Consider the following 21,622-nt stretch of genomic DNA (forward strand, 5'->3'; position numbering starts at 1 on the left):
TCACGTGCCACATCCCGCGGATCAGGCGCGAAACGTGGCGAAGCGGCCGCGGCAGGGCGGCTAACCACTAACGGAACAGTGGTCCGGGCGGTTCCCTGAAGGGGCATTGCCAAGCTCGCTTGACACTGAAAATTCGCTTGCAGCATAGTAAAAATATTGACGCTTCAGAAAAATAACGCTGCCGAAGCCGCAAGCGGCCGGCGCTCACCATGAGCAGGGAGACGGACATGTCGATGGTGCGACGGTCGCTGGTCGCGGCGGCCTTGATCACGCTGGCGGCGCCGGGGCTGCCGGCGGCGGCGAAGACGCTGGTCTATTGCTCCGAGGCCAGCCCGGAGAGCTTCAACCCGATGTTCGCCAGCGCGGACTCCACCATGGATGCGGTGGCGCGCACGGTCTATGACCGGCTGGTCCGGTTCAAGCCGGGCACCACCGAGATCACCCCGTCCCTGGCCGAGCGCTGGGAGATCTCCGACGACGGCCGGATCTACACCTTCCACCTGCGCCCGGACGTCAAGTTCGCGGCCAATGCCGCCTTCACCCCGACCCGGCCCCTGACCGCCGACGACGTGGTCTATTCCTTCGACCGGCAATGGCGGGCGGACAACCCGTTCCACACCCTGGGCGGCAGCAGCTACGAATATTTCGAGGCGCTGGGTCTGGGGGCCATGCTGCAGTCGATCGACAAGGTTGACGACCTCACCGTCCGCTTCACCCTCAAGGCCCCCAACGCCACCTTCCTGGCGACCATCGCGCTCGACTTCGCCTCGATCCAGTCGCTGGAGATGGCGCAGGCGATGGTGGCCAAGGGCACGCCGGAGGCGCTGGACCAGACGCCGGTCGGCACCGGGCCCTTCGTGCTGCAGGCCTACGACCCGGATTCGCGCATCCGCTACAAGGCCAACACCGACTATTGGGACGGCAAGCCGCCGATCGACACGCTGGTGTTCGACATCACCCCGGATGCGACGGTGCGGGTGTCCAAGCTGCAGGCGGGGGAATGCCAGATCACCACCCAGCCGCTGGCCTCGGCGGTGCCGCAGCTCAAGCAGGACCCGAACATCACGGTGCTGCAGCGCCCGGGCGACAATCTCGGCTATCTCGGCTTCAACCTGGAGAAGAAGCCGCTCGGCGACGTCAGGGTGCGGCGCGCCCTGGCCATGGCGATCAACCGCCAGGCGATCGTCGAGGCGGTGTACCAGGGCGCCGGCACGCTGGTGAATTCGGCGCTGTCGCCGGTCGAATGGGGCGCGGCGAAGGATCTCAAGGGCTACGCCTACGACCCCAAGGCGGCCAAGGCGCTGCTGGCCGAGGCCGGCTATCCCGACGGCTTCTCGCTGTCGCTGTGGGCGATGCCGGTGTCGCGGCCCTACAACCCCGACGCCCGGCGGATGGCGGAGCTGATCCAGGCCGACTGGGCGGCGATCGGGGTGAAGGCCGAGATCGTCAGCATGGAATGGGGTGCCTATCTCAACCGCACCCAGGCGGGCGAGCATGACGCGCTGCTGCTGGGCGGCACCAGCGACAATGGCGACCCCGACAACACCCTGACCTTCGTCCTGGCCTGCGGCGAACAGAACCGCATGAAGTGGTGCGACAAGCCGTTCAACGCCCTGCTGGACGAGGCGCGCAGCACCACCGACCAGGCCAGGCGGACCGAGCTTTACGTCAAGGCGCAGCAGATCGTGGAGGACCAGGTGCCGCTGGTGCCGATCGCCAGCTCGATCGTCTCGATGCCGATCCGCAAGAACGTGCTGAACTACGTGCTCGACCCGTTCGGCCGGCAGAATTTCTCCAAGCTCGACCTGGCGGAATAGCCGGGCGGGGAGAGGCAGCATGGCAAGCGATGTGACAACGGCGATCAAGGATATTCTCGACGACTTCGTGGCCAAGGGCATCGTCGGCGCTTCGGTCGCAGTGGTGATGCCTGGCGATGCGCTGCTGACGGTCTGCGCCGGCCTGGCCGACCGGGAGCGGGGGAATGCGGTCGAACCGCACCATCTGTTCAAGAACGGCAGCTGCACCAAGACCTTCGTCGCCGCCACGCTGATGCGGCTGGCGCGGGCCGGGGTGGTGCCGCTCGACCAGCCGGTGGCGGAATGGTTCCCGGACCTGCCCAAGGGCGGGCAGATCCAGGTGCGCCAGCTGGTCAACCACCGCAGCGGCCTGCCGGAATTCGAGTTCGACATCCCGATGATGCCCGGCCGGGTCTGGGCGCCGCAGGAGATCGTCGACCTTGCCTTCCGGGTGCGGCCGCAGGAGGAGCCGGGGCAACGCTGCTCCTACAGCAACACCGGCTATGTCCTGGCCGGCATGCTGATCGAGAAGCTGACCGGCGGCACGCTGGCGGCGCAGGTGCGGCGCCAGGTGCTGCAGCCGCTCGGCCTGGCGGACAGCTTCTCGGCCGCCGGCGAGGCCTTCCCGGAGGACCGGCTGGTGCGCGGCTACTACCACCGCCCGCCGCCACCGCCGGGCGGCCCGCTGCCGCTGGAGCAGGGCGGCGAGATGTGGAACATGAACGGCGTGCTCGAGCCCTCCGACGCGCTGCAGGATTCGACCGCGCTGTTCCCGTTCTCCGAGGCCTATGCCGCCGGCGACATGGTGGCGACGCCGCGGGACATGGCGCTGTTCCTCGACGGGCTGTTCGGCGGCCGGCTGTTCGAACCGGAATGGCTGCAGGAGATGGCGGAGAACCGCTGGCCCGCCGGCTTCCCGGGCACGCGGATGCGGGAATCCGGGGCCGGTCTGTTCCTGTCCTCCTATGCCGGCCGGATGACCCTGGGCCACCAGGGCAGCCTGCCGGGCTATGTCTCGGTGATGCAGCATGATCCGGCGACCGGCATCAGCGCGGCGCTGGTGACCAACACCGGCTCGGGCAACCGGCTCAGCTTCCAGGCCTCCGGCCTGCATGGGGCGTTCGACGAGATCCTGGCCGCCGCGTCGGCTTGATCCGGGCGGCAAGCCCGCATCGGCCGGCTCGGCCGGAAGGCCGCATCGGATTGACCCCGCCGCGGCGGCGGGGCTATGTCGGGGCGGGGCGATCGGGCCCCGCCGGAAACCGTCGGAGCCCCCATGCCGCGTCGCCTGCCGCTCGCCCTCGCTCTCCTCGTCGCCGCCTGCGCCGCCCAGCCGGGGCCGCAGGGGCCGCGCACGGGCTACCAGCCGCAGACCACCGCGCATCTGACCGGTTCGGTCGCGGTCAACCCGATGGGCTACCGGCCGCGCACCGGGGCCGCGCCGCAGGGCAGCGTGCAGGACGTGCCCGGCTACATCACCGGCGCCCTGAAGGCGGAGCTGCGGCGCGCCGGCGCCCGGCTGGATTCCACCCGCTGCACCCTCGACGGCACGATCCGCGACTTCAATGTCGAGAGGGCGGGGGCGGAGGAGCATTACGGCATCGACATCCGCTACGTCCTGACCGTCGGCAACGATGTCCCGTTCGACCAGGCGATCGGCACCACCTTCACCGTGCCGCGGGGCCAGTCGGTCGATCGCGCGGTCGACGCCGGGATCGCCAAGAACCTCAACATCCTGCTGAAGGACGACTGGTTCCAGACGCTGCTGGTGCGCGAGTGCAGCGGCCGGAGCTAGAGCGGAGTCCGCCATGCCATTTGAGACCGTGCCGGACATCATCGTCATCACCGGCATCATGGCGGCGGGCAAGTCGACCGTGGCCCAGGCCCTGGCCGAGCGGCTGCCCCGGGCGGTGCATCTGCGCGGCGACCTGTTCCGGCGGATGATCGTCTCCGGCCGGGTCGAGGTGACGCCCGACCTGCCGGCCGAGGCGCTGCGGCAGCTCGACCTGCGCCACGACCTCGCGGCGATGGCGGCGGGCCGCTATGCCGAGGCCGGCTTCACCGTGGTGTGGCAGGACGTGATCCTGGGGCCGACGCTGGCGCGGATGGTCGAACGGCTGCGGGGCCGGTCCTTCGGCGTCGTGGTGCTGTGCCCGTCGCCCGAGGCGGTGGCGGCACGCGAGGCCGGCCGCCCCAAGACCGGCTACGGCGCCTGGACGCCGGAAGACCTGGATCGCGGCCTGCGCGCCGACACGCCGCGGATCGGGCTGTGGCTCGACAGCTCCGGCCTCAGCGTCGCCGCCACGGTCGACGCCCTTCTCGAGCGGATCGCGGAGACCCGGCGGGGGCTGCCGTGAGCGCGGACGCCGCAAGCCGGCTGCTCGCCCTGGCCCGGGCGCTGCTCGACGGCATCGACCGGCCGGAGCTCGCCGCCTTCCTCGCCGACTGGCCTACGCCGGAGGCGATGCGGCGGGTGACCGAGCCCCGGCCGCTGCCGGTGCTACGCTGGCTCGATGCGCTGGCGCCGGTCGCGGACACCCGCGCTTTGGTCGCGGACCTCGTCGACGCCGCGCCGGACCTGGCCTGGGGCCAGACCTATGGGGCCGGCGATGTGGACCCGCACTTCCTCGAGCGCTATGGCTGGACCGAGCTGGCCGGCCTCAGGGGCCCGGTCGCCGATGACCGCCTCGCCTGCGGTTTCCTGCTGCTGGGGCCCGATGTGGAATACCCGCCGCACAACCACGCCGCCGAGGAGATCTACCTGCCCCTGGCCGGCACGGCCGACTGGCTGCGCGGCGACGAGGGCTGGGCGCGGCGCCGCCCCGGCACGCTGATCCATCATCCCGCCTGGATCCCGCACGCCATGCGCACCGGCGGGCAGCCCTTGCTGGCGCTCTATCTCTGGCGCGGCGGCGACCTGGCGCAGAAATCGACGATGCTGCCGGCCGGCCCGGACTCAGGGGAGGAGAGATGACCGTCCATGAGCAATTTCTCGTGCAGGCGATCGATCTGGCCCGCCGGAACGTCGAGGAGCAGGATGGCCGGCCCTTCGGCGCCGTGCTGGTGCGCGACGGCACGGTGATCGCCACCGGCGTCAACCAGATGGGCGCCACGGGCGACCCGACGGCGCATGCCGAACTGCAGGCGATCCGGGCGGCCAGCCGCGATCTCGGATCGCTGCGCCTGGATGGCTGCACCGTCTATGCCAGCGGCCATCCCTGCCCGATGTGCCTCGCGGCCATGACCATGACCGGGATCGACGCCGTCTATTATGCCCATTCGAACGAGGATGGGGCGCCGTTCGGCCTGTCGACCGCCGGGGTCTATGCCGAGCTGGCCAAGCCGCTGGGCGAGCAGGCCATGACCGTCCGGCACCTACCGGTGCGGGTGGCGGGCACCGACCTCTATGCGCTGTGGCGGCGCCGGCAGCCGGGCTGATCCGTTACCGCCTCAATGCGGCTGGACCTTGATCATCACGATCTCGGCCGTATTGCCGGCCCCCTGGGTCAGCACCGGGTGCCGGGTGTCGGTGGTGAACAGCAGCGTGCCCGCCCGCTCGACCCGGGCCGACACGGCATAGCTGTGGCGCGGGTCGATCTGGGCCGGGTCGTAGGACAGGGTAAACGGCGCCGGTACCCGGACCGGGGCGATGCGCTGCTCGGCAACCACCGTCGACGGTGCATCGGCCAGCGAGACGTCGGCCAGTTGCACGATCAGCTCCGCATCCGCCGGCAGGGCGATGCGTTCGCGATAGGTCGCGGTGCCGGTGACGCTGGCGCTGGCGACCGGGGCAGGCGACGACGGCATGGCGGTCTCCCCGGTCCGGCCGCAGGCGGCAAGCGCAAACGCCGCGGCGAGGGCGGCGACGGCAAGCGATGGGCGCGTCATCTCATGTCTCCTGGCCCCAAGGGCCGCAACGGTCTCCCGGGATGAACGCTTGGCGGCGAAATCCGTTGCCGATCGGACGATGACGGGGTGCGAAGACGCTTAGCCCGCATTTCTCACACTCCCTGCGTCCTGCGCCGGTTCAAAATGCCGACGGTGCAGGAGAGCGGCGCAGCGCGATGCGGTGGCATCGGGCCAGCCGTTCGACGCACCACGCCGGCATTTTCAACCGGCCCGAAGGGTCGCCTTGCGGCGGCCGCCTGCGGGGGCGGGCCGCTCAACCGTATCAACCGATACGCTTTTCGCGTCCCGCTCCCGCATCCGACTCGCCGCAAGGCGACGCAGGGCGTAGGGAGTGTGAGAAATACGGGTTAGCGGCCCAGGACGGCCTGCACGATGGCGACGCCGGCTGCGGCCGAGACGGCGGTGACGAACGCACCCCAGGCGAGGTCGACCACGGTCAGGGCCACCGGCCAGTTGCGCAGCGTCGCCAGGTTGGTCAGGTCGTAAGCGGCATAGGCGACGCAGCCGAACAGCGCGCCGCGGATCGCCGCCCGGCCCCAGGACCCGGCCTCATAGGCGGGGAGGGCGACGAAGACGACGATGCCGAGGACATAGACGGCATAGAACAGCCCGGCGACCGCGAAATTCGGCCGGTCCGCCAGCAGCGTGCCCAGGCTGGCGGCGTAGAAGCCCTTCGCCACCAGGCCGAGCCAGATCGCGTCGAGGCCGAGGAAGGCGACCGCGACCGCGCCGTACAGACAGAGAATGGTGAGCATCGTCCCCTCGGATCCGTCGCGCCCCTGGTGTCGAGGATACGCGGCCGTCTCCGCGATGGATCAGAGGGACTTCGCCGCCGCGTCAGTCCCGGAAATTGAGGTACTGCAGCGGCATCTCGATCTTCAGCCCGCGCACCAGGGCGATGGTGGCCTGCAGATCGTCCAGCTTCTTGCCGGTGACGCGCAGCTCGTCGCCCTGGACCGCGGCCTGGACCTTCTGCTTGCTGTCCTTGATCGCCTTGATGATGGTCTTGGCCAGGTCGCGGTCGATGCCCTGCTTCACCACCACCTCCTGCCGCACCATGTTGCCGGAGGCCTTCTCGACCGGCTTGAAGTCGAGCGCGCCGGCATCGAGCTTGCGGCGGGAGAAGTAGCCGCGCAGCAGTTCGTGCATCTGCTTCAGCTTCAGGTCGTCGTCGGCCATGATCGTCAGCTTGTCGTCGCTGCGCTCGACCGAGCATTTCGATCCCTTGAAGTCGAAGCGCTGGGCGACCTCGCGCATCACGCCGGCGACGGCGTTGTCGACTTCGGTCAGGTCGGTTTTCGAGACGATGTCGAAGGAGGGCATGGACGTCCGGCTCTGCGGTGCTGGGCCGGCGAGTCTAGCCGATTCCGCGACGGAAGGGAGTCTCCGGTTCTGCCGCGGCCTCGGCCGGCATGCCGAACGGCGCCAGGGCCACGTCGTGCCGCCGCAGCGCGTGGCGGAATCCCGGCCCGGCGAAGTAGCGGCATTCGGCCTCGCGCGCCGTGGTGACGGGGTCGAGCGCGGCCAGCGACCGGTCGACCAGGCCGGGGTGGCACATCACCACGGCCTCGTCCGGCACGGTCGCCAGCCAGCGGTCGAACAGGGCGGGATAGTCCCGCGCCGCGAAGTCATAGATGCCGCAGAAGCTGGCGTTGCGGCGCCGGGCCAGGGGGCCGAGCACCGCATCCGACCGCCGGCTCAGGGCCTGGAGGAAGAACGACTTGGCGGCGAAGGGGCGGCGCAGGATGCGGCGGGCATGGTCGCCGCAGCGCCGGATCCAGCGCGGCCGGGCACCGACGCTCTGCAGGGTCAGGCCCAGCGTCTCGGCGATTCCGGGCAGCAGATGCACATGCTGGTGCCCGTCGATGAAGTCGGGCGGCCGGCCCAGGGCATCGGTGAAGGCCGCGTACTGGGCCTCGATCTCGGCCGACAGGGCCCCCAGCGGCAGGCGCCGGCCCAGGCTGAGCCGGAACAGGCCGGCGAGGGTCGGGAAGCGTCGCCAGCCCGCTCCGCTGCGCAGCTGCGGCGACAGGGGGGCGAACGGCCCGGTCAGGCTCAGATGCAGGCCGAGTTCGACCCGGGGGCCGGCCGCGGCGGCGAGGCCGTGCAGGGCGCCGGCCGCATCCGGCCAGAACGCCCCGACCGTCATGCAACTGGTGCCGGACAGCGCGCCCGCCGACAGCAGCTGCCGGATCGCCAGCGACACGCCGGGGGCCAGGCCGTAGTCATCGGCGATCAGCGTGATGCGCCTGGAGGGTGCGAGACAGCTCATCGGCAGGTTCCCGCCGCATGTGTTCGGCGATGACGTAGAGGGGACGGTCCTTCACCTCGTCGAGGATCTCGCCGAGATACTCGCCGAGAATCCCGAGGTTGATCAGCAGCACCCCGCCGATCAGGACCAGGATGGCGATGACGCCGGGCACCCCCGGCAGGGCCACGCCGTGGACCAGGCAGACGATGGTGATCCACAGCCCGTAGGTGAAGGCGGTGAGGGCCATGGCGAAGCCCAGCAGCGTCGAGATCCGCAGCGGCATGCGGCTGAACGAGGTGACGCCGTTCAGCGACAGCAGCAGCAGCTTCCAGAACGACCATTTGGTGGTGCCGCCGATCCGCTCCGCCGGCTGGTAGTCGATCTTGCGCTGCTTGAACCCGACCCAGATCGACAGGCCCTTGAAGAAGCGACCGCGCTCCCGCATGCCGCGCAGGGCGGCCGCCGCCTTGGCCGACAACAGCCGGAAATCGGCCGCGTCCGGCGTGATCCTGAAGGTGTTTCCGGCGTTCATCAGGTTGTAGAAGGACTTGACCAGCAGGCGGTAGCCCAGCCCCTCCTGCCGCCGGCGGCGCACGGCGTAGACGATGTCGTCGCCATCGACCAGCCAGTGCCGGACGAAGGTGTCGATCAGCTCCGGCGGGTGCTGGCCGTCCGCATCCATGAACACCACGGCGTCGCCGGTCGCGGCGTCCAGGCCGGCGGTCAGCGCCGCCTCCTTGCCGAAGTTGCGGCTGAACCGGATCAGCTCCACCCGCAGCCGGTCGCTGCGCAGGCGGGAGATGACGTCGGCGCTGCCGTCGCGGCTGCCGTCATCGACATAGATGACGTCGACCGCGAGGCCATGGACCTGGTCGAGCCGCCCGGCCAGGGCCTCCAGCGCGCGGTGCAGGTCGGCCACCGATTCCGCCTCGTTGAACAGGGGCACGACGATGGAGAGGCGCCGCGGGATGGTGGTGATGGCGTAGTTCATCGTGGCCCTCGTCAGCCGGGGCAGGTGATGGCGGGGGCGGCGCGGCCGGGAAGCACGGCGATCCAGACCGTCCGGTCCTGCAGCGCGGTGCCGAGGGCGGTCCGCGCCGGCCAGGGATAGGCGGTGACCGACTGCGGGCACAGGCCGGCGATCGGCTGCCCGGGCACCGGCTGGCGGCGCGAGGCGTAGGCGGCGCCGGTCTGCAGCAGCCGGGCCGGGTCGACCCAGGGGGACAGCGCCGGGTCGGCATCCTCGAACACCTGCGGCCGCGACCCGGCGTAGAGGGCGACGGTGCCGGCCTCCGGGATCGTCCCGATCACGGTCTCCAGCGGCCCGCTCTGGCTGCGCCGCCACAGCGCGTCCACCGCCGTCGACAGGGCGGGGCCGTCGAGATTCATGATGTTCGGCGTGCCCGACAGGCCCGGCTTGACCAGCATCAGGACGGTGAAGCCGACCAGGAACAGCGGCGCCAGCGCCAGGGCGGCGATGCGGAAGCGGGGCGCGATCCCGCCCGAGAGGCCTTGCCCGGTGAGCGCGGGCAGGGCGAGGGCCAGCAGCGGCGGCGCCGCCAGGACGAAGCTCATGCCCCACATCGTCCGGATCCGGATGCCGGTCACCGCGGACGCGATCGCCAAGGCGAGGATCGGGACGAGATAGACGAAGACGAGATAGCCGCCGGCCGGGGAGCGGAGCCGCTGGCGGGCGAGCCGGACCAGGCGGCCGGTCCTCTCGCGCCCCAGGGCGCCGAGGCCGATGGCGGCCGCCAGCAGCATCGGGGCGATGGCGAACAGCTGGTCGCCGAGGAAGCTGAGCGGGCCGACCAGGTGGCCGGAGGGGCCGATCAGGGTCTCGTCGCCGCGATCGGCAAGATAGCCGAGGGTGACGAAGTCGTTCTGCAGCAGCCAGATCAGGTGCGGCGCGATCACGGCCAGGAAGGCGGCGAGACCGATGTAGAAGCCGGGCCGGGCGAAGTGCCGCCGGCCGGACGGCGACAGCAGGAGATAGGCGAGGAGGGTGGCGAGCAGCACTCCGATCGAATACTTCGACAGGACGCCCAGGCCCGCGGCGACCCCGGTCAGCCCCCACCACACCGCCCGGTCGCGGGTCAGGGCGCGCCAGAACAGGGCCACGGTCCAGGCCCAGAAGGCGAACTGGACGGTGTTCGGGTTGAAGCGCGGCGCGGCGTAGGTGGTGTAGTGGGTCAGGGCCAGCAGCACCACCGCGACCAGCGCCGCCCGCCGCCCGGCGATGTCCCGGGTCAGCAGCCAGATGCCGGCGAAGGCGGCGGCGATGTAGGCTTGGCTCAGCGCGTAATAGGCCCAGTTGGCGCTGCCGAAGGCGGCATGGACCAGTTCGGACGACCAGGCCGCCAGGGGCGGGTGCTTGTGATAGCCCCACAGCCAGTGCTGCCCCCAGTAGAGGCCCTCGAGCGTGTCCGGATGCAGGTTGCCCGCCAGCCAGGCCGGCAGCAGCGTCCACGCCACGAAGCCGGCGCCGAGCAGGGCCGGGACCCACAGCGTCCCGCTCCAGGACGGGGTCCGGGCCGGGGCGGTGACGATGCTGAGCGGGGGGTGGCTGCCCTCGCTGCGGAGGTCGAGGCCGGCCAGGGCGGGATCTGAGGGCATGGGTCCGGGGCTGTTCGATCGTGTCCGGCCTCTATGCGACCCGGAAATATTGTCCGTCAATAATGATTTATCGATATTCGATAAATCTTTCGTAAGCTGTGCGATGATCAGACTGCCGGTGAGCAGGCGGCGGCGCCCCGTCTCGACGGCGGTGTCGATGGCAGATGGGGTCCGGGCCGCCTTGGTGCTCACAGTGCCGTCGCTGGTCAGTGTCTGGGCACGCGCCCGCCCTGGCGAAGCCATGGCTGTCGAAAGCCGGACGTCGCGGTGCAACTAACGATAGCGATCCGTCGGCAGGTTCGATAATTACAATTTTGTATATGGGATTTACTGAATGCTATATTTCAGTAGACCAGGGCATGGTCTCTCGGGCGCTATCTGGACGAAGAAATATTGATGGGATAGTGACGTCCTGGCGAGAGGTTTTTATTTCGATATTACTGTGACCGCCGAGCGGCTGATGCCGTGTGCATGGCGGGCAGGGATCCTCCGCTCCCTCAACGCAAAAGGCCCGTCCGCGATTGCGGACGGGCCTTTTGCGGGGCCGGTTCGGAAGGGGGCGCCGTCAGTCGGCGCGTTCGGCGACCTGGGTGGTCGAGGCGTAGATGAAGCCGTAGGTGGGGTAGACGGTGGTGCCCATCTGGCCGGTGGGCTGGTGCCAGAAGCGGGTCTGGCTCCAATCATTCTTCGCCGACACGTCGATCACCCGGCTGGGCTCGTTCACCCGGCCACGCGGCGCCCAGTTGGCCTGGTCGACGATGATCTCCCGGGCGCTCACCACCCGGCGCACCACGGCGACATGGCCGCGCCGCATCGAGCCGCTGCGCTTGAGGACGATGACCGAGCCGACCGCCGGCATGCGGCCCCGGTTGTAGCGGCCGGAAGCGCCATCCCACCAGCGCCAGGCGTCGCCGGAGATGGCGAAGCCGGTCAGCTCGCGGGCGAAGGGCACGCAGGACCAGCGGCGGTTCTCGGATTTCAGCGCGGCGACGCGCTGGACCAGCCGCTGCTCGGTGCCGCTGCGGGCGACCGCAGGCTGGGCCCGCGGAACATCGAGAGTGGCGACGGCGCGGCGGGCCTGGGTGGCCTGCCGGGGCGACGGGGTGGCCGGCGCCTTGTCATCGGCTGCCGCGGCCCGCGCGGGGGCTGCCTGGCTGGTCGTCGCGGCGTTCTGGACCGCGCCTTCGACCTGCTGGGCCGACCGGCCGTCAGCGGCCGCGGCGGCCAGGTTCAATTCGCGTGTGGTGCGGGATCCCGCCTGCGCAGTCTGGGTCAGGAACCCAATGCTGCAGGCGAGCGTTAACAGACTAACAGTGAGGGACCTGATGGGGCGCTTGGCCCGGTTGCGGAATCGTGGTGCATGATCAGTGTCGCGGGTCATCACTGGCCCGTCCCCCCTGCGCTGTTCAATCGGACTTCACTCGCTCCTTGGCGCTCCAATCGGATGCAGCGCCCTTCCGTCCGGCTCGTCCGATGACCCCAGTCATCGCCCCCTCACCGGCAAGGACGTCTAGTAACATTCTGAAATAATCCCGCCAAGGAAAAATGACATCCTACGGCCAGATTTTCGCCCGATTTGGAACACCAGTACTGAAGCGATGCCGCAACATGTATTCCTGTCGGGCGTTAAAAAATTATTCGGTTTTTCCAGAATGCATGGGTCGCTCCGATCGGTTAATCGGGCGGCCCTCGACACGATGCTGGAAAGTCGAGTGGTTCAATTGACTGCCATCGCTACTTGAATGACGGCGGTCACAATGCCTGTTAACCCCTTCATCGTCCGACAAATGATCGGGATGTTCCGGTTCTGGACCTTGGCGCGGACGCGTCAGCTCCGCGTCTGACGCATGGCTGCGCTCCGGCTCGCTTTGCTGCCTCCCGCCGGCTGGGCTAGAACCTCTATCGGAACGACGGCGGATATTTCGCTGCGGAAACGGAGATCGAGACCGATGAAACTCAGCGACTCGAAGCTTTTCCGGCAACAATGTTACATCGATGGCGCCTGGGTCGATGCCGATGACGGCCGCACCATCGCCGTCACCAACCCCGCCGGCGGCACCCAACTGGGCACCGTGCCGCGCGCCGGCGCCGCCGAGACCCGCCGGGCGATCGCCGCAGCCGACAGGGCCTGGCCGGCTTGGCGCGCCAAGACCGCGCAGGAGCGTTTCACCATCCTGCGCCGCTGGTTCGACCTGATGATGGCGAATCAGGAGGATCTGGCGGTGCTGATGACGGCGGAGCAGGGCAAGCCTCTGGCCGAGAGCCGCGGCGAGATCGCCTATGCCGCCAGCTTCGTCGAATGGTTCGCCGAGGAGGGCAAGCGGATCTACGGCGACACCATCCCAGCGCCGGCCGGCGACCGCCGCATCATCGTGCTCAAGCAGCCGATCGGCGTCTGCGCCGCGATCACGCCGTGGAACTTCCCGGCGGCGATGATCACCCGCAAGGCCGGCGCCGCCCTGGCCGCCGGCTGCCCGATGGTGGTCAAGCCGGCCAGCGAGACGCCCTATTCCGCCTTGGCCCTGGCCGAGCTGGCGGAACGTGCCGGCATTCCCGCGGGCGTGTTCTCGGTGATCACCGGCGCCTCAAGCGAGATCGGCGGCGAGATGACCGGCAGCCCGATCGTGCGCAAGGTCACCTTCACCGGCTCGACCGAGATCGGCAAGCTGCTGATCCGGCAAGCCGCCGCCACGGTGAAGAAGGTGTCGATGGAGCTGGGCGGCAACGCGCCCTTCATCGTGTTCGACGACGCCGACCTCGACGCCGCGGTGGTCGGGGCGATCGCCTCGAAGTACCGCAACACCGGCCAGACCTGCGTCTGCGCCAACCGGATCCTGGTGCAGGACGGCGTCTACGATGCCTTCGCCGCCAAGCTGGCCGAGGCGGTCCGCGCGCTCAAGGTCTCCGACGGCATGACCGATGGCGCCCAGCAGGGGCCGCTGATCAACATGAAGGCGGTCGAGAAGATCGAGGAGCACATCGCCGACGCGGTGGAGAAGGGCGCGCATGTCGCGCTAGGCGGCAAGCGCCACGCGCTGGGCGGCACCTTCTTCGAGCCGACCATCCTGACCGACGTGACGCCTGATATGAAGGTGGCGAAGGAGGAGACCTTCGGCCCGCTGGCGCCCTTGTTCCGCTTCAAGACCGAGGCGGAGGCGATCCAGATGGCCAACGACACCGAGTTCGGTCTGGCCTCCTATTTCTACAGCCGCGACATCGGCCGGATCTGGCGGGTGGGCGAGGCGCTGGAATACGGCATCGTCGGCATCAATGAAGGCCTGATCTCCACCGCCGTCGCCCCGTTCGGCGGGGTGAAGGAGAGCGGGCTGGGCCGCGAGGGCTCGAAATACGGCATCGAGGACTATCTCGAGATCAAGTATCTGTGCATGGGCGGCCTCAACCGCTGAAGGTCGCTTCGCCCGGCCTCCAGCGGGGCCGGGCGTCTCTTTTCGATCTAAATGGCGGGGTGAATGATGGCGGATCCGGTCCTGTCACCGCAGGAAGAGGGCAAGCGCGCCGCCGGCGAGGCCGCGGCGGCGCTGGTCGAGGACGGCATGCGCCTCGGCCTCGGCACCGGCTCGACCGTGCGCTGGGTGCTGGAGGCGCTGGGACGGCGCATCCGGGACGAGGGCCTGCGCGTCACCGGCATCCCGACCTCGGAGCACACTGCGGCGCGGGCGCGTGACCTCGGCATCCCGCTGACCGATTTCGCCGCGACCGAGGCGCTCGACCTCTGCATCGACGGCGCCGACGAGGTCGAGCGCGGGACGCTGCGCCTGATCAAGGGGCTGGGCGGCGCGCTGCTGCGCGAGAAGATCGTGGCCGAGGCGGCCGGGCGCTTCGTCGCCGTGGTCGACGCCTCGAAGATCGTCGACGTGCTCGGCGCCAAGGCGCCGCTGCCGGTCGAGGTCACCGAATTCGGCTGGGAGGCGACGGCGCGGCGGCTGGCCGCGCTCGGCGGCACCCCGGTGCTGCGCCGGCGCGACGGCGCGGTGCTGCGCACCGATGGCGGCAACCTGATCCTGGACTGCGCCGGCTTCGCCCCGATCCGCGACCCGCTGGGGCTGCAGCGCGAGCTCAAGGCCATCGCCGGCGTGGTCGAGACCGGGCTGTTCCTGGCCGGCGCCGAGCAGGCCATCGTGGGCGGCGCCGACGGCGGGGTCGAGGTGTTGCGCCGGGCATAGGTGCCTTCACCCATCCGGCGGATGACGATGCGATGGGGCGGCGATAGAGTCGCCGTCCTTCCGCGGGCCAGCCGTGATCCGGCGCCGCAGTACCGGACACGGCGCAAATGCCCATATGGGCTTGGCGGCGCGGCCGGTTTCACCGCACCGTATCCATTGCGTCACCCTCGGGACTCATCATGGTCAGCTACGATTTCGACTATTTCGTCATCGGCGGCGGGTCGGGCGGCGTGCGCTCGGCCCGCATCGCGGCGCAGCACGGCGCCCGCGTCGGAATCGCCGAGGAACGCTACTGGGGCGGCACCTGCGTCAATGTCGGCTGCGTGCCCAAGAAGCTGCTGGCCATGGCGTCGCATTTCGCCGCGGATTTCGAGGATGCCGCCGGCTTCGGCTGGACCGTGCCCGCGGCATCGCATGACTGGGCGACGCTGATCGCGCGCAAGGATGCCGAGATCGGGCGGCTGAACGGGATCTACCGCACGCTGCTGACCAATGCCGGCGTCACCATGTTCGACGCCCGCGCCGTGCTGGTCGACGCCCACACCATCCAGCTGGGGGGCGACGCCGGCGGCAAGCGCGTCACCGCGGACCGCATCCTGGTCGCCACCGGCGGCTGGCCGGTGCTGCCGGACCGTCCGGGGGTCAAGGAGCACGCCTTCACCTCGAACGAGGCGTTCCACCTCGAGCGGATGCCGCAGCGCATCGTCATCGTCGGCGGCGGCTACATCGCGGTCGAATTCGCCGGCATCTTCCACGGCCTCGGCGCCGAAGTGACGCTGGTGCATCGCGGCGCCATGGTGCTGCGCGGCTTCGACGACGACCTGCGCGGCCATCTCGCCGCCGAGATGGGCAAGTCCGGCATCACCCTGCGCCTCAGCGCCGAGATCGATCGCATCGACAAGGTCGGCCACGCCCTGGCGGTGACGCTGGCCGGTGGCGAGGTGATCGCCGCCGACGGCGTGATGTACTGCACCGGCCGCAAGCCGAACTCGACGGGGCTGGGGCTCGAGGATCTCGGCATCGCCCGCGACGCCGACGGCGCGATCATCGTCGACGACCAGTACCGCACCAGCGTCTCCAACATCTACGCGCTGGGCGACGTCACCGACCGGCTGAACCTGACCCCGGTGGCGATCGCCGAAGGCCACGCCCTGGCCGACACGCTGTTCGGCGGCCGGCCGCGGGTGCCGTCCTACGAGAACGTGGCGACCGCGGTGTTCTCGAACCCGCCGATCGGCACGGTCGGGCTGACCGAGGCGGCGGCGCGGCAGCGCCACGGCGCGGTCGACGTCTACCGCGCGCTGTTCCGGCCGATGCGCCACACCCTGTCGGGCCGCGACGAGCGCACGCTGATGAAGCTGGTGGTCGACCCCAAGACCGACCGGGTGCTGGGCTGCCACATGGTCGGGATCGACGCGCCGGAGATCGTGCAGGGGCTGGCGATCGCGCTGACCTGCGGCGCGACCAAGGCGCAGTTCGACGCCACCATCGGCATCCATCCGACCGCGGCCGAGGAGTTCGTCACCATGCGGACCAAGGTCGAGGCCCCGGCGAGCCCCGGGCTGGCGGAATGACGCCAGGGCCGGACGCGCCGCAGAACATCTACGACGATCCGGCCTTCTTCGCCGGCTATGCCGCCCTGCGCGAGGCGGAAAGCGGGCTGAACGCGGTGCTGGAGCAGCCGGCCTTCGCCCGGCTGCTGCCGGCCTCGCTGGCGGGCCTGCGCATCCTCGATCTCGGCTGCGGCTTCGGCGACTTCGCCCGCACCGCCCGGGCGCAGGGCGCAGCCTCGGTGCTGGCGGTGGATGTTTCGGCGAAGATGCTGGCCGCGGCGCGGGAGCGGACCGAGGACTCCGCCATCCGCTATGAGCAGTCGTCGATCGAGACGGTGGCGATAGGGGAGGGGGCGTTCGACCTGGTCGTGTCCTCGCTGGCCCTGCACTACGTCGCCGACTATCCGGCCGTGGTCCGGCGTATCGCGGCTGCGCTGGCGCCAGGCGGGCGTTTCGCCTTCTCGGTCGAACATCCGATGTGCACGGCGCTGGGCGGCAGCCAATGGCAGCGCGACGCCGAAGGGCGAAGGCTGCACTGGCGGGTCGACCGCTATGGTGAGGAAGGGCCGCGGCAGACCCAGTGGTTCGTCGACGGCGTGATCAAGCACCATCGCACGACGGAGACTTATGTCGGCACCCTGATCGCCGCCGGGCTGGTGCTGGCGCGGCTGGACGAACCCGGCCCGGTGCCGGAGGCGCTGGCGTCCCGCCCGGATCTGGAGCAGGAGCGCCGCCGGCCGCCCTTCCTGCTGATCGCCGCGGACCGCCCGAAATAGGCCGGCCCTACGGCTTCACGCCGATATGGGTGGCAAAGTCCGACACGGCGGTGAAGTACGTGTTCAGCAGCACCTCGAGCGCCGCCTTGCCGATGCCGCCGGTGGCGTTGACGTCCATCTCCAGCACCGGCGACTTGACGCTGTTGATGTAGGCGCGGGTCCAGCGGTTGTCGGAGTTCCAGGCGTTGATCACGCTGGCGTAGACCGTCTTCTCGGTCGAGTAGTTGCCCTGCAGCATGATGTCTTCGCACAGGCCCTTGGCATTGCATTCGAAGAAATAGACGCGGACGTCGTCGGCGCCGCTGTCGCCGCCCGGCAGGGTCAGCATCGGATCGCCGGAATCGTCCTTGCCGACGGTGTAGTCGGCATGGCCGGCGCTCTTCAGCGCCTTGCCCACGCTGTCGGTGGTGAACTTCAGCAGGGTGTCGTCGGCGAAAGCGGGGGCGGCGGCCAGCAGGACGGCGGCGGCAAGCAGGGCAACGGCGCGCATCATCGGAACTCCTGATCTCTCCCAGCCAAGACATGCAGGGCAATCGTGGCCGGGTCGAGGCGAAAGGGCCCCGGTCGCAAAAATACCGCCTTTGCGTGGGATGGTCTTGGTGACGGCCGGACGACCACGGTCCTTGCCAGCGAGGCCCGGCGCTGCGACGCTGGAAATGCCGGAAATGGGGGCGTATAGGCTCGGGTCCGGTCGCCGCCCGCCCGATCGGAGCAAGCGGGCGGCATCGCATGTGGTGGAGTGACGGTGATGGCGGAACGGTGGACCCCTGAGTCCTGGCGCGCGAAGCCGGTGAAGCAGATGCCCCAATACGCCGACGCGGCCAGGCTCGCGGCGGCGGAACAGACCCTGTCGAAGTATCCGCCGCTGGTCTTCGCCGGTGAGGCCCGCTCGCTCAAGGCCGCGCTCGGCCGCGTCGCCGACGGCAAGGCGTTCCTGCTGCAGGGCGGCGACTGCGCCGAGAGCTTCGCCGAATTCCACCCGGACAAGATCCGCGACACCTTCCGCGTGCTGCTGCAGATGGCGGTGGTGCTGACCTTCGGCGGCGGCCTGCCGGTGGTGAAGGTCGGCCGCATGGCCGGCCAGTTCGCCAAGCCGCGCTCCGCCGACATGGAGACGATCGACGGCGTCACGCTGCCCTCCTACCGCGGCGACATCATCAACGGCGTCGATTTCGACGAGGCCTCGCGCCTGCCGGACCCGGCCCGCATGGTCCAGGCCTTCAACCAGTCGGCCGCCACGCTGAACCTGCTGCGCGCCTTCGCCCAGGGCGGCTACGCCGACCTGCACAAGGTGCACCAGTGGAACCTCGGCTTCGTCACCCGGTCGCCGCAGGGCGAACGCTACGAGGCTTTCGCCAGCCGGATCGACGAGGCGCTGCAGTTCATGGCGGCCTGCGGCGTCAATGCCGAGACCACGCCGGCGATCCGCGAGACCGATTTCTACACCAGCCATGAGGCGCTGCTGCTGCCCTATGAGCAGGCGCTGACCCGGATCGACAGCACCACGGGCGACTGGTACGACGTCTCGGCCCATCTGCTGTGGGTCGGCGACCGCACCCGCCAGGCCGACGGCGCGCATGTCGAATTCCTGCGCGGCGTGAAGAACCCGCTGGGCCTGAAATGCGGCCCGTCGCTCGACCCCGACGACCTGATCCGGCTGATCGACGCGCTGAACCCGGACAACGAGGCCGGGCGGCTGACGCTGATCGTGCGCATGGGCTCCGACAAGGTCACCGACAAGTTCCCGCCGCTGCTGCGCCGGGTGCGGGATGAAGGCCGCAACGTGGTGTGGTGCTGCGACCCGATGCACGGCAACACCATCACCTCGCCCTCCGGCTACAAGACCCGGCCGTTCGACCGCATCCTGTCCGAGGTGCGCGACTTCTTCGACGTGCACCGGGCCGAGGGCACCCATCCCGGCGGCGTGCATTTCGAGATGACCGGCCAGGACGTCACCGAATGCACCGGCGGCGCCCAGGCGATCACCGACGAGGCGCTGTCGCTGCGCTACCAGACCGCGGTCGACCCGCGGCTGAACGCCAGCCAATCGCTCGAACTCGCCTTCCTGATCGCCGAGAAGCTGAAGCAGGAACGCAGCGCCCAGGACGCGGCGCGGCGCGCCGCGGCGGCGGAGTAACAACCCGTGCCGGCTGGCCCCGTCTCGCGCTGGATGGCCGGCCGCTGCGCGTCCTGCCCGTCAAAGGAATGGTGGCCATGACCCCTTCGGTCGAAGATCTGTCACGCTGGACCGACAAGTACTTCATGCGCACCAAGGGGATCGTGGAGCGCTTCGGCGACACCCGCGTCACCTACGCCATCTTCATGCGCCGGCCGGTGGTCTCGGCGCCGCGGCTGGCGGTCGAATGGCTGCAGCAGGTGGCGAAGGAGCGCGGCTTCGCGGTCGAGATCGAGCTGCGCTACCCCGAGGGCAAATGGGTTGGCTCGGGTGAGCCGATGCTCTACATCACCGGCCCGCTGCGCCACCTGGTCGATTGCGAAACGGTGCTGCTGCAGAAGCTGGGTCCCGCCTGCGTCGCCGCCTACAACGCCTACACCATGTGTGCGGAACTGCCGCGCGCGGCCTTCCTGGCGATGGACGCCCGGCACTGCGCCGGGACCGAGATGGCGGAGGAGATGGCCTACGCCGCCAGCGTCGGCTCGGCCCGGGCCAAGCGCAAGCACGACGCCAAGGGCTTCATCGGCAACGCCACCGACGCGACGGCGCATTTCTTCGGCCAGCCCGCCGGCTTCGGCACCATGCCGCATGCCCTGATCGGCTATGCCGGGTCGACCGTGCGGGCGGCCGAGATGTTCCACGAGGTCTTCCCCGAGGAATCGCTGACCGTGCTGGTCGACTATTTCGCGCGTGAGGTCAGCGACGGGCTCGAGGTCTGCCGCCGCTTCCCGGACATGGCGGCGGCCGGCCGGCTGGCGGTGCGCATCGACACCGGCGGCGGCCGCTACATGGAGGGGCTGGACCCCGGCGCATCCTATGCGGTGCTGGAGCGCCACGTGCCCGAGGCGGTGCGCGGCTATCGCAGCGAGGAGGAACTGCGCCACCTGATCGGCACCGGCGTCTCCGCCGCCGCCATCCACCATCTGCGCGACAAGCTGGACGAGGCCGGCTTCGGCAAGGTGCGGATCGTGGTGTCCAGCGGCTTCAGCCCGGCCAAGTGCCGGGTGATGGCGCTGGCCCGGGCGCCGATCGACGTGGTCGGCACCGGCAGCTTCCTGCCGGAGCGGTGGAGCGAGACCTACGCCACCGCCGACATCGTCGAATATGACGGCAAGCCGATGGTCAAGGTCGGCCGCGAATGGCTGCTGCGGCTGCGGCCCGACGGCACCGCCCGGCCGGGGCCGGACACCATCGCCGGCTCGGGCATCTGACCGCGGGCGTCAGGGCAGGGCCGGTTTCGATCGTCTGCGCCGGGGCGTGTCGGATTTGCGGTCGTCCGGCTCGTCGTCGACCGTGCCGGCCTCGACATCCTGCTCCACCGACGCGCTGAGCCGCTGGAACAGGCCGAGGCCGAGCATCATGCCGGTGCCGGCCACGATCAGCGCGGTCGGGTACAGCAACAGGTTCACGTCGTCGCGCGCCACCTTGAAGATCACCACCAGGGCTTCAAGGAAAACGGCGATGACCATGGTCGACATGAACTTGGTCAGGCTCTTCCGCACTTCGGACGCGCGCCGCCGCTCCTGGCCGCGGCCGACCTCCTCCTCCAGCAGGTATTTGGCGACGTCGAACACCGCGATGGCGATGATGAGGTAGCCGATGACGTCGAGCAGGGCGGTGTCCATCGCGCCCTCCGGCGTGTGCAGCGTGGTCCACACCGAATAGACCGCATAGGCCATCAGCCCGCCGGCCAGAAGCATCAGGATGACGCTGACGAGAAAGAACACCGTGCGCGAAACCAGTTCCATGGACGCCTCCCGAGGGCGTGGTGCGCCGGCTGTGTCCGCGCCCGCCGCGTGCTAGCTTCGGGCCGACCGTCACAGAGCCCGCCCGACACGTGAACGACCGCCTCGCCACTCGGTTCCCTCCCATGCCCGCCACCGCGTCGGGTGTCGTGTGCCGCCCGATCGCCTGGTGCGATCCGGTCGACGCCTTTGCCGCCATCCGGCATCGCCCCTGGCCGGTGCTGCTCGATTCGGCCCTGGTCGACGGCACGCGCGGCCGCTGGTCGCTGATCGCGGCCGAACCGTTCCACCGGATCGAGGTCGCGGCCGATGCGGCCGGGAATCCCTTCGCGGCCCTTGCCGACCTGCTCGCGCGCTACCGGATCGATTCCGAGGACGGCCTGCCGCGGCTCGGGCCGGGCGCGATCGGCTGGCTCGGCTACGAGGCCGGGCGCTTCGCCGACCGCATGCCGGCGCCGGTGCCGGAAGGGCTCGACCTGCCCGATGCCGCCTTCGGCCTCTATGACTGCGTCGCCGTGTTCGACGCGGTGGAGCGGCAGGCCTTCGTGCTGTCCGCCGGCTGGCCGGAGCCCGGACCCGCCGCGCGCCGCCGCCGGGCCGCGGCGCGGGCCGAGGA

The 21,622-nt window shown here is 69.9% G+C and carries 21 protein-coding genes and 1 pseudogene; 13 read left to right on the forward strand and 9 right to left on the reverse strand.

Annotated elements, in window-relative coordinates; translation table 11 throughout:
- Positions 1-227 precede the first annotated feature (227 nt).
- The 6 genes from AB4112_RS29045 to AB4112_RS29070 all read left to right on the forward strand — a co-directional run bounded on the left by AB4112_RS29045 (position 228) and on the right by AB4112_RS29070 (position 5,234).
- The gene (locus AB4112_RS29045; protein ID WP_441724597.1) at positions 228-1,817 is read left to right on the forward strand and encodes an ABC transporter substrate-binding protein; all 1,590 of its coding nucleotides are present in this window, start codon (positions 228-230) and stop codon (positions 1,815-1,817) included.
- Positions 1,818-1,836: 19 nt separating this feature from the next.
- The gene (locus tag AB4112_RS29050; protein ID WP_309794589.1) at positions 1,837-2,949 is read left to right on the forward strand and encodes a serine hydrolase domain-containing protein; all 1,113 of its coding nucleotides are present in this window, start codon (positions 1,837-1,839) and stop codon (positions 2,947-2,949) included.
- A gap of 123 nt (positions 2,950-3,072) precedes the next feature.
- A complete protein-coding gene (locus AB4112_RS29055) occupies positions 3,073-3,591 on the forward strand; it encodes a hypothetical protein (RefSeq protein ID WP_309794588.1) in 519 nt (172 codons plus the stop codon).
- 13 nt (positions 3,592-3,604) lie between these two features.
- Complete coding sequence (locus tag AB4112_RS29060; RefSeq protein ID WP_309794587.1) at positions 3,605-4,153, forward strand: AAA family ATPase; 549 nt, start codon at positions 3,605-3,607, stop codon at positions 4,151-4,153.
- Positions 4,150-4,770 carry a dimethylsulfonioproprionate lyase family protein gene (locus AB4112_RS29065; protein ID WP_441724600.1) on the forward strand — a complete coding sequence of 207 codons (621 nt, stop codon included), beginning with the start codon at positions 4,150-4,152 and terminating at the stop codon, positions 4,768-4,770. Before AB4112_RS29060 ends, AB4112_RS29065 begins: the two co-directional genes overlap by 4 nt.
- Entirely contained in the window at positions 4,767-5,234 is a 468-nt protein-coding gene (locus tag AB4112_RS29070) for a nucleoside deaminase (RefSeq protein ID WP_441724602.1), read from the forward strand. The genes AB4112_RS29065 and AB4112_RS29070 overlap by 4 nt, the downstream gene beginning before the upstream one ends.
- 12 nt (positions 5,235-5,246) lie before the next feature.
- Here AB4112_RS29070 and AB4112_RS29075 read toward each other — a convergent pair whose 3' ends face one another.
- From AB4112_RS29075 to AB4112_RS29105, 7 genes are all read right to left on the reverse strand, one after another.
- On the reverse strand, positions 5,247-5,684 hold the full coding sequence (locus AB4112_RS29075) for a YbaY family lipoprotein (RefSeq protein WP_441724604.1): 438 nt from the start codon (positions 5,682-5,684) through the stop codon (positions 5,247-5,249).
- 368 nt (positions 5,685-6,052) lie between these two features.
- The gene (locus AB4112_RS29080; RefSeq protein ID WP_441724606.1) at positions 6,053-6,460 is read right to left on the reverse strand and encodes a DUF2177 family protein; all 408 of its coding nucleotides are present in this window, start codon (positions 6,458-6,460) and stop codon (positions 6,053-6,055) included.
- Positions 6,461-6,542: 82 nt separating this feature from the next.
- The gene (locus tag AB4112_RS29085; protein WP_441724608.1) at positions 6,543-7,028 is read right to left on the reverse strand and encodes a YajQ family cyclic di-GMP-binding protein; all 486 of its coding nucleotides are present in this window, start codon (positions 7,026-7,028) and stop codon (positions 6,543-6,545) included.
- A 34-nt stretch (positions 7,029-7,062) separates the two neighbouring features.
- The gene (locus AB4112_RS29090; protein WP_309794581.1) at positions 7,063-7,977 is read right to left on the reverse strand and encodes a ChbG/HpnK family deacetylase; all 915 of its coding nucleotides are present in this window, start codon (positions 7,975-7,977) and stop codon (positions 7,063-7,065) included.
- Positions 7,931-8,947: a glycosyltransferase family 2 protein gene (locus tag AB4112_RS29095; protein WP_441724610.1), complete on the reverse strand. Its 1,017-nt coding sequence runs from the start codon at positions 8,945-8,947 to the stop codon at positions 7,931-7,933. The genes AB4112_RS29090 and AB4112_RS29095 overlap by 47 nt, the downstream gene beginning before the upstream one ends.
- A gap of 11 nt (positions 8,948-8,958) precedes the next feature.
- Entirely contained in the window at positions 8,959-10,572 is a 1,614-nt protein-coding gene (locus tag AB4112_RS29100) for a glycosyltransferase family 39 protein (protein WP_309794579.1), read from the reverse strand.
- A gap of 565 nt (positions 10,573-11,137) precedes the next feature.
- Positions 11,138-11,806 carry a CHAP domain-containing protein gene (locus AB4112_RS29105; protein ID WP_309794578.1) on the reverse strand — a complete coding sequence of 223 codons (669 nt, stop codon included), beginning with the start codon at positions 11,804-11,806 and terminating at the stop codon, positions 11,138-11,140.
- 715 nt (positions 11,807-12,521) lie between these two features.
- Between AB4112_RS29105 and gabD the strand changes: the two genes are divergently transcribed.
- The 4 genes from gabD (at position 12,522) to AB4112_RS29125 (ending at position 17,085) form a co-directional block, all read left to right on the forward strand.
- Positions 12,522-13,979 carry an NADP-dependent succinate-semialdehyde dehydrogenase gene (gene gabD / locus AB4112_RS29110; RefSeq protein ID WP_441724612.1) on the forward strand — a complete coding sequence of 486 codons (1,458 nt, stop codon included), beginning with the start codon at positions 12,522-12,524 and terminating at the stop codon, positions 13,977-13,979.
- 63 nt (positions 13,980-14,042) lie between these two features.
- On the forward strand, positions 14,043-14,756 hold the full coding sequence (gene rpiA / locus AB4112_RS29115; protein ID WP_441724614.1) for a ribose-5-phosphate isomerase RpiA: 714 nt from the start codon (positions 14,043-14,045) through the stop codon (positions 14,754-14,756).
- A gap of 179 nt (positions 14,757-14,935) precedes the next feature.
- Positions 14,936-16,330, forward strand: a complete 1,395-nt coding sequence (gene gor / locus AB4112_RS29120) for a glutathione-disulfide reductase (RefSeq protein WP_309794575.1) — start codon at positions 14,936-14,938, stop codon at positions 16,328-16,330.
- Entirely contained in the window at positions 16,327-17,085 is a 759-nt protein-coding gene (locus AB4112_RS29125) for a class I SAM-dependent methyltransferase (RefSeq protein ID WP_309794574.1), read from the forward strand. The genes gor and AB4112_RS29125 overlap by 4 nt, the downstream gene beginning before the upstream one ends.
- 7 nt (positions 17,086-17,092) lie before the next feature.
- On the opposite strand, the gene AB4112_RS29130 is transcribed toward AB4112_RS29125, so the two are convergent.
- Entirely contained in the window at positions 17,093-17,578 is a 486-nt protein-coding gene (locus AB4112_RS29130) for a YbjN domain-containing protein (protein WP_309794573.1), read from the reverse strand.
- 255 nt (positions 17,579-17,833) lie between these two features.
- On the opposite strand from AB4112_RS29130, the gene AB4112_RS29135 reads away from it, so the two are divergent.
- Both AB4112_RS29135 and AB4112_RS29140 read left to right on the forward strand, forming a co-directional pair.
- Positions 17,834-19,222: a class II 3-deoxy-7-phosphoheptulonate synthase gene (locus AB4112_RS29135; RefSeq protein WP_309794572.1), complete on the forward strand. Its 1,389-nt coding sequence runs from the start codon at positions 17,834-17,836 to the stop codon at positions 19,220-19,222.
- Positions 19,223-19,299: 77 nt separating this feature from the next.
- Entirely contained in the window at positions 19,300-20,472 is a 1,173-nt protein-coding gene (locus AB4112_RS29140; RefSeq protein ID WP_441724618.1) for a nicotinate phosphoribosyltransferase, read from the forward strand.
- Positions 20,473-20,481: 9 nt separating this feature from the next.
- Here AB4112_RS29140 and AB4112_RS29145 read toward each other — a convergent pair whose 3' ends face one another.
- Complete coding sequence (locus AB4112_RS29145) at positions 20,482-21,009, reverse strand: hypothetical protein (protein WP_441724620.1); 528 nt, start codon at positions 21,007-21,009, stop codon at positions 20,482-20,484.
- Positions 21,010-21,131: 122 nt separating this feature from the next.
- Between AB4112_RS29145 and AB4112_RS29150 the strand changes: the two are divergent.
- Positions 21,132-21,622, forward strand: a pseudogene (locus AB4112_RS29150) (aminodeoxychorismate/anthranilate synthase component I); the annotation flags it as partial.

Origin of the sequence: Inquilinus sp. 2KB_23, from assembly GCF_052115705.1 — a bacterium.
Classification (GTDB): Bacteria; Pseudomonadota; Alphaproteobacteria; order DSM-16000; family Inquilinaceae; genus Inquilinus; species Inquilinus ginsengisoli_A.

Bases quoted from the DNA above. Each gene is read 5' to 3' on its own strand.
- AB4112_RS29045 (WP_441724597.1), top strand. From the start codon at position 228: ATGTCGATGGTGCGACGGTCGCTGGTCGCGGCGGCCTTGATCACGCTG.
- AB4112_RS29050 (WP_309794589.1), top strand. From the start codon at position 1,837: ATGGCAAGCGATGTGACAACGGCGATCAAGGATATTCTCGACGACTTC.
- AB4112_RS29055 (WP_309794588.1), top strand. From the start codon at position 3,073: ATGCCGCGTCGCCTGCCGCTCGCCCTCGCTCTCCTCGTCGCCGCCTGC.
- AB4112_RS29060 (WP_309794587.1), top strand. From the start codon at position 3,605: ATGCCATTTGAGACCGTGCCGGACATCATCGTCATCACCGGCATCATG.
- AB4112_RS29070 (WP_441724602.1), top strand. From the start codon at position 4,767: ATGACCGTCCATGAGCAATTTCTCGTGCAGGCGATCGATCTGGCCCGC.
- AB4112_RS29075 (WP_441724604.1), bottom strand. From the start codon at position 5,684: ATGACGCGCCCATCGCTTGCCGTCGCCGCCCTCGCCGCGGCGTTTGCG.
- AB4112_RS29080 (WP_441724606.1), bottom strand. From the start codon at position 6,460: ATGCTCACCATTCTCTGTCTGTACGGCGCGGTCGCGGTCGCCTTCCTC.
- AB4112_RS29085 (WP_441724608.1), bottom strand. From the start codon at position 7,028: ATGCCCTCCTTCGACATCGTCTCGAAAACCGACCTGACCGAAGTCGAC.
- AB4112_RS29090 (WP_309794581.1), bottom strand. From the start codon at position 7,977: ATGAGCTGTCTCGCACCCTCCAGGCGCATCACGCTGATCGCCGATGAC.
- AB4112_RS29095 (WP_441724610.1), bottom strand. From the start codon at position 8,947: ATGAACTACGCCATCACCACCATCCCGCGGCGCCTCTCCATCGTCGTG.
- AB4112_RS29100 (WP_309794579.1), bottom strand. From the start codon at position 10,572: ATGCCCTCAGATCCCGCCCTGGCCGGCCTCGACCTCCGCAGCGAGGGC.
- gabD (WP_441724612.1), top strand. From the start codon at position 12,522: ATGAAACTCAGCGACTCGAAGCTTTTCCGGCAACAATGTTACATCGAT.
- rpiA (WP_441724614.1), top strand. From the start codon at position 14,043: ATGATGGCGGATCCGGTCCTGTCACCGCAGGAAGAGGGCAAGCGCGCC.
- gor (WP_309794575.1), top strand. From the start codon at position 14,936: ATGGTCAGCTACGATTTCGACTATTTCGTCATCGGCGGCGGGTCGGGC.
- AB4112_RS29125 (WP_309794574.1), top strand. From the start codon at position 16,327: ATGACGCCAGGGCCGGACGCGCCGCAGAACATCTACGACGATCCGGCC.
- AB4112_RS29130 (WP_309794573.1), bottom strand. From the start codon at position 17,578: ATGATGCGCGCCGTTGCCCTGCTTGCCGCCGCCGTCCTGCTGGCCGCC.
- AB4112_RS29135 (WP_309794572.1), top strand. From the start codon at position 17,834: ATGGCGGAACGGTGGACCCCTGAGTCCTGGCGCGCGAAGCCGGTGAAG.
- AB4112_RS29140 (WP_441724618.1), top strand. From the start codon at position 19,300: ATGACCCCTTCGGTCGAAGATCTGTCACGCTGGACCGACAAGTACTTC.
- AB4112_RS29145 (WP_441724620.1), bottom strand. From the start codon at position 21,009: ATGGAACTGGTTTCGCGCACGGTGTTCTTTCTCGTCAGCGTCATCCTG.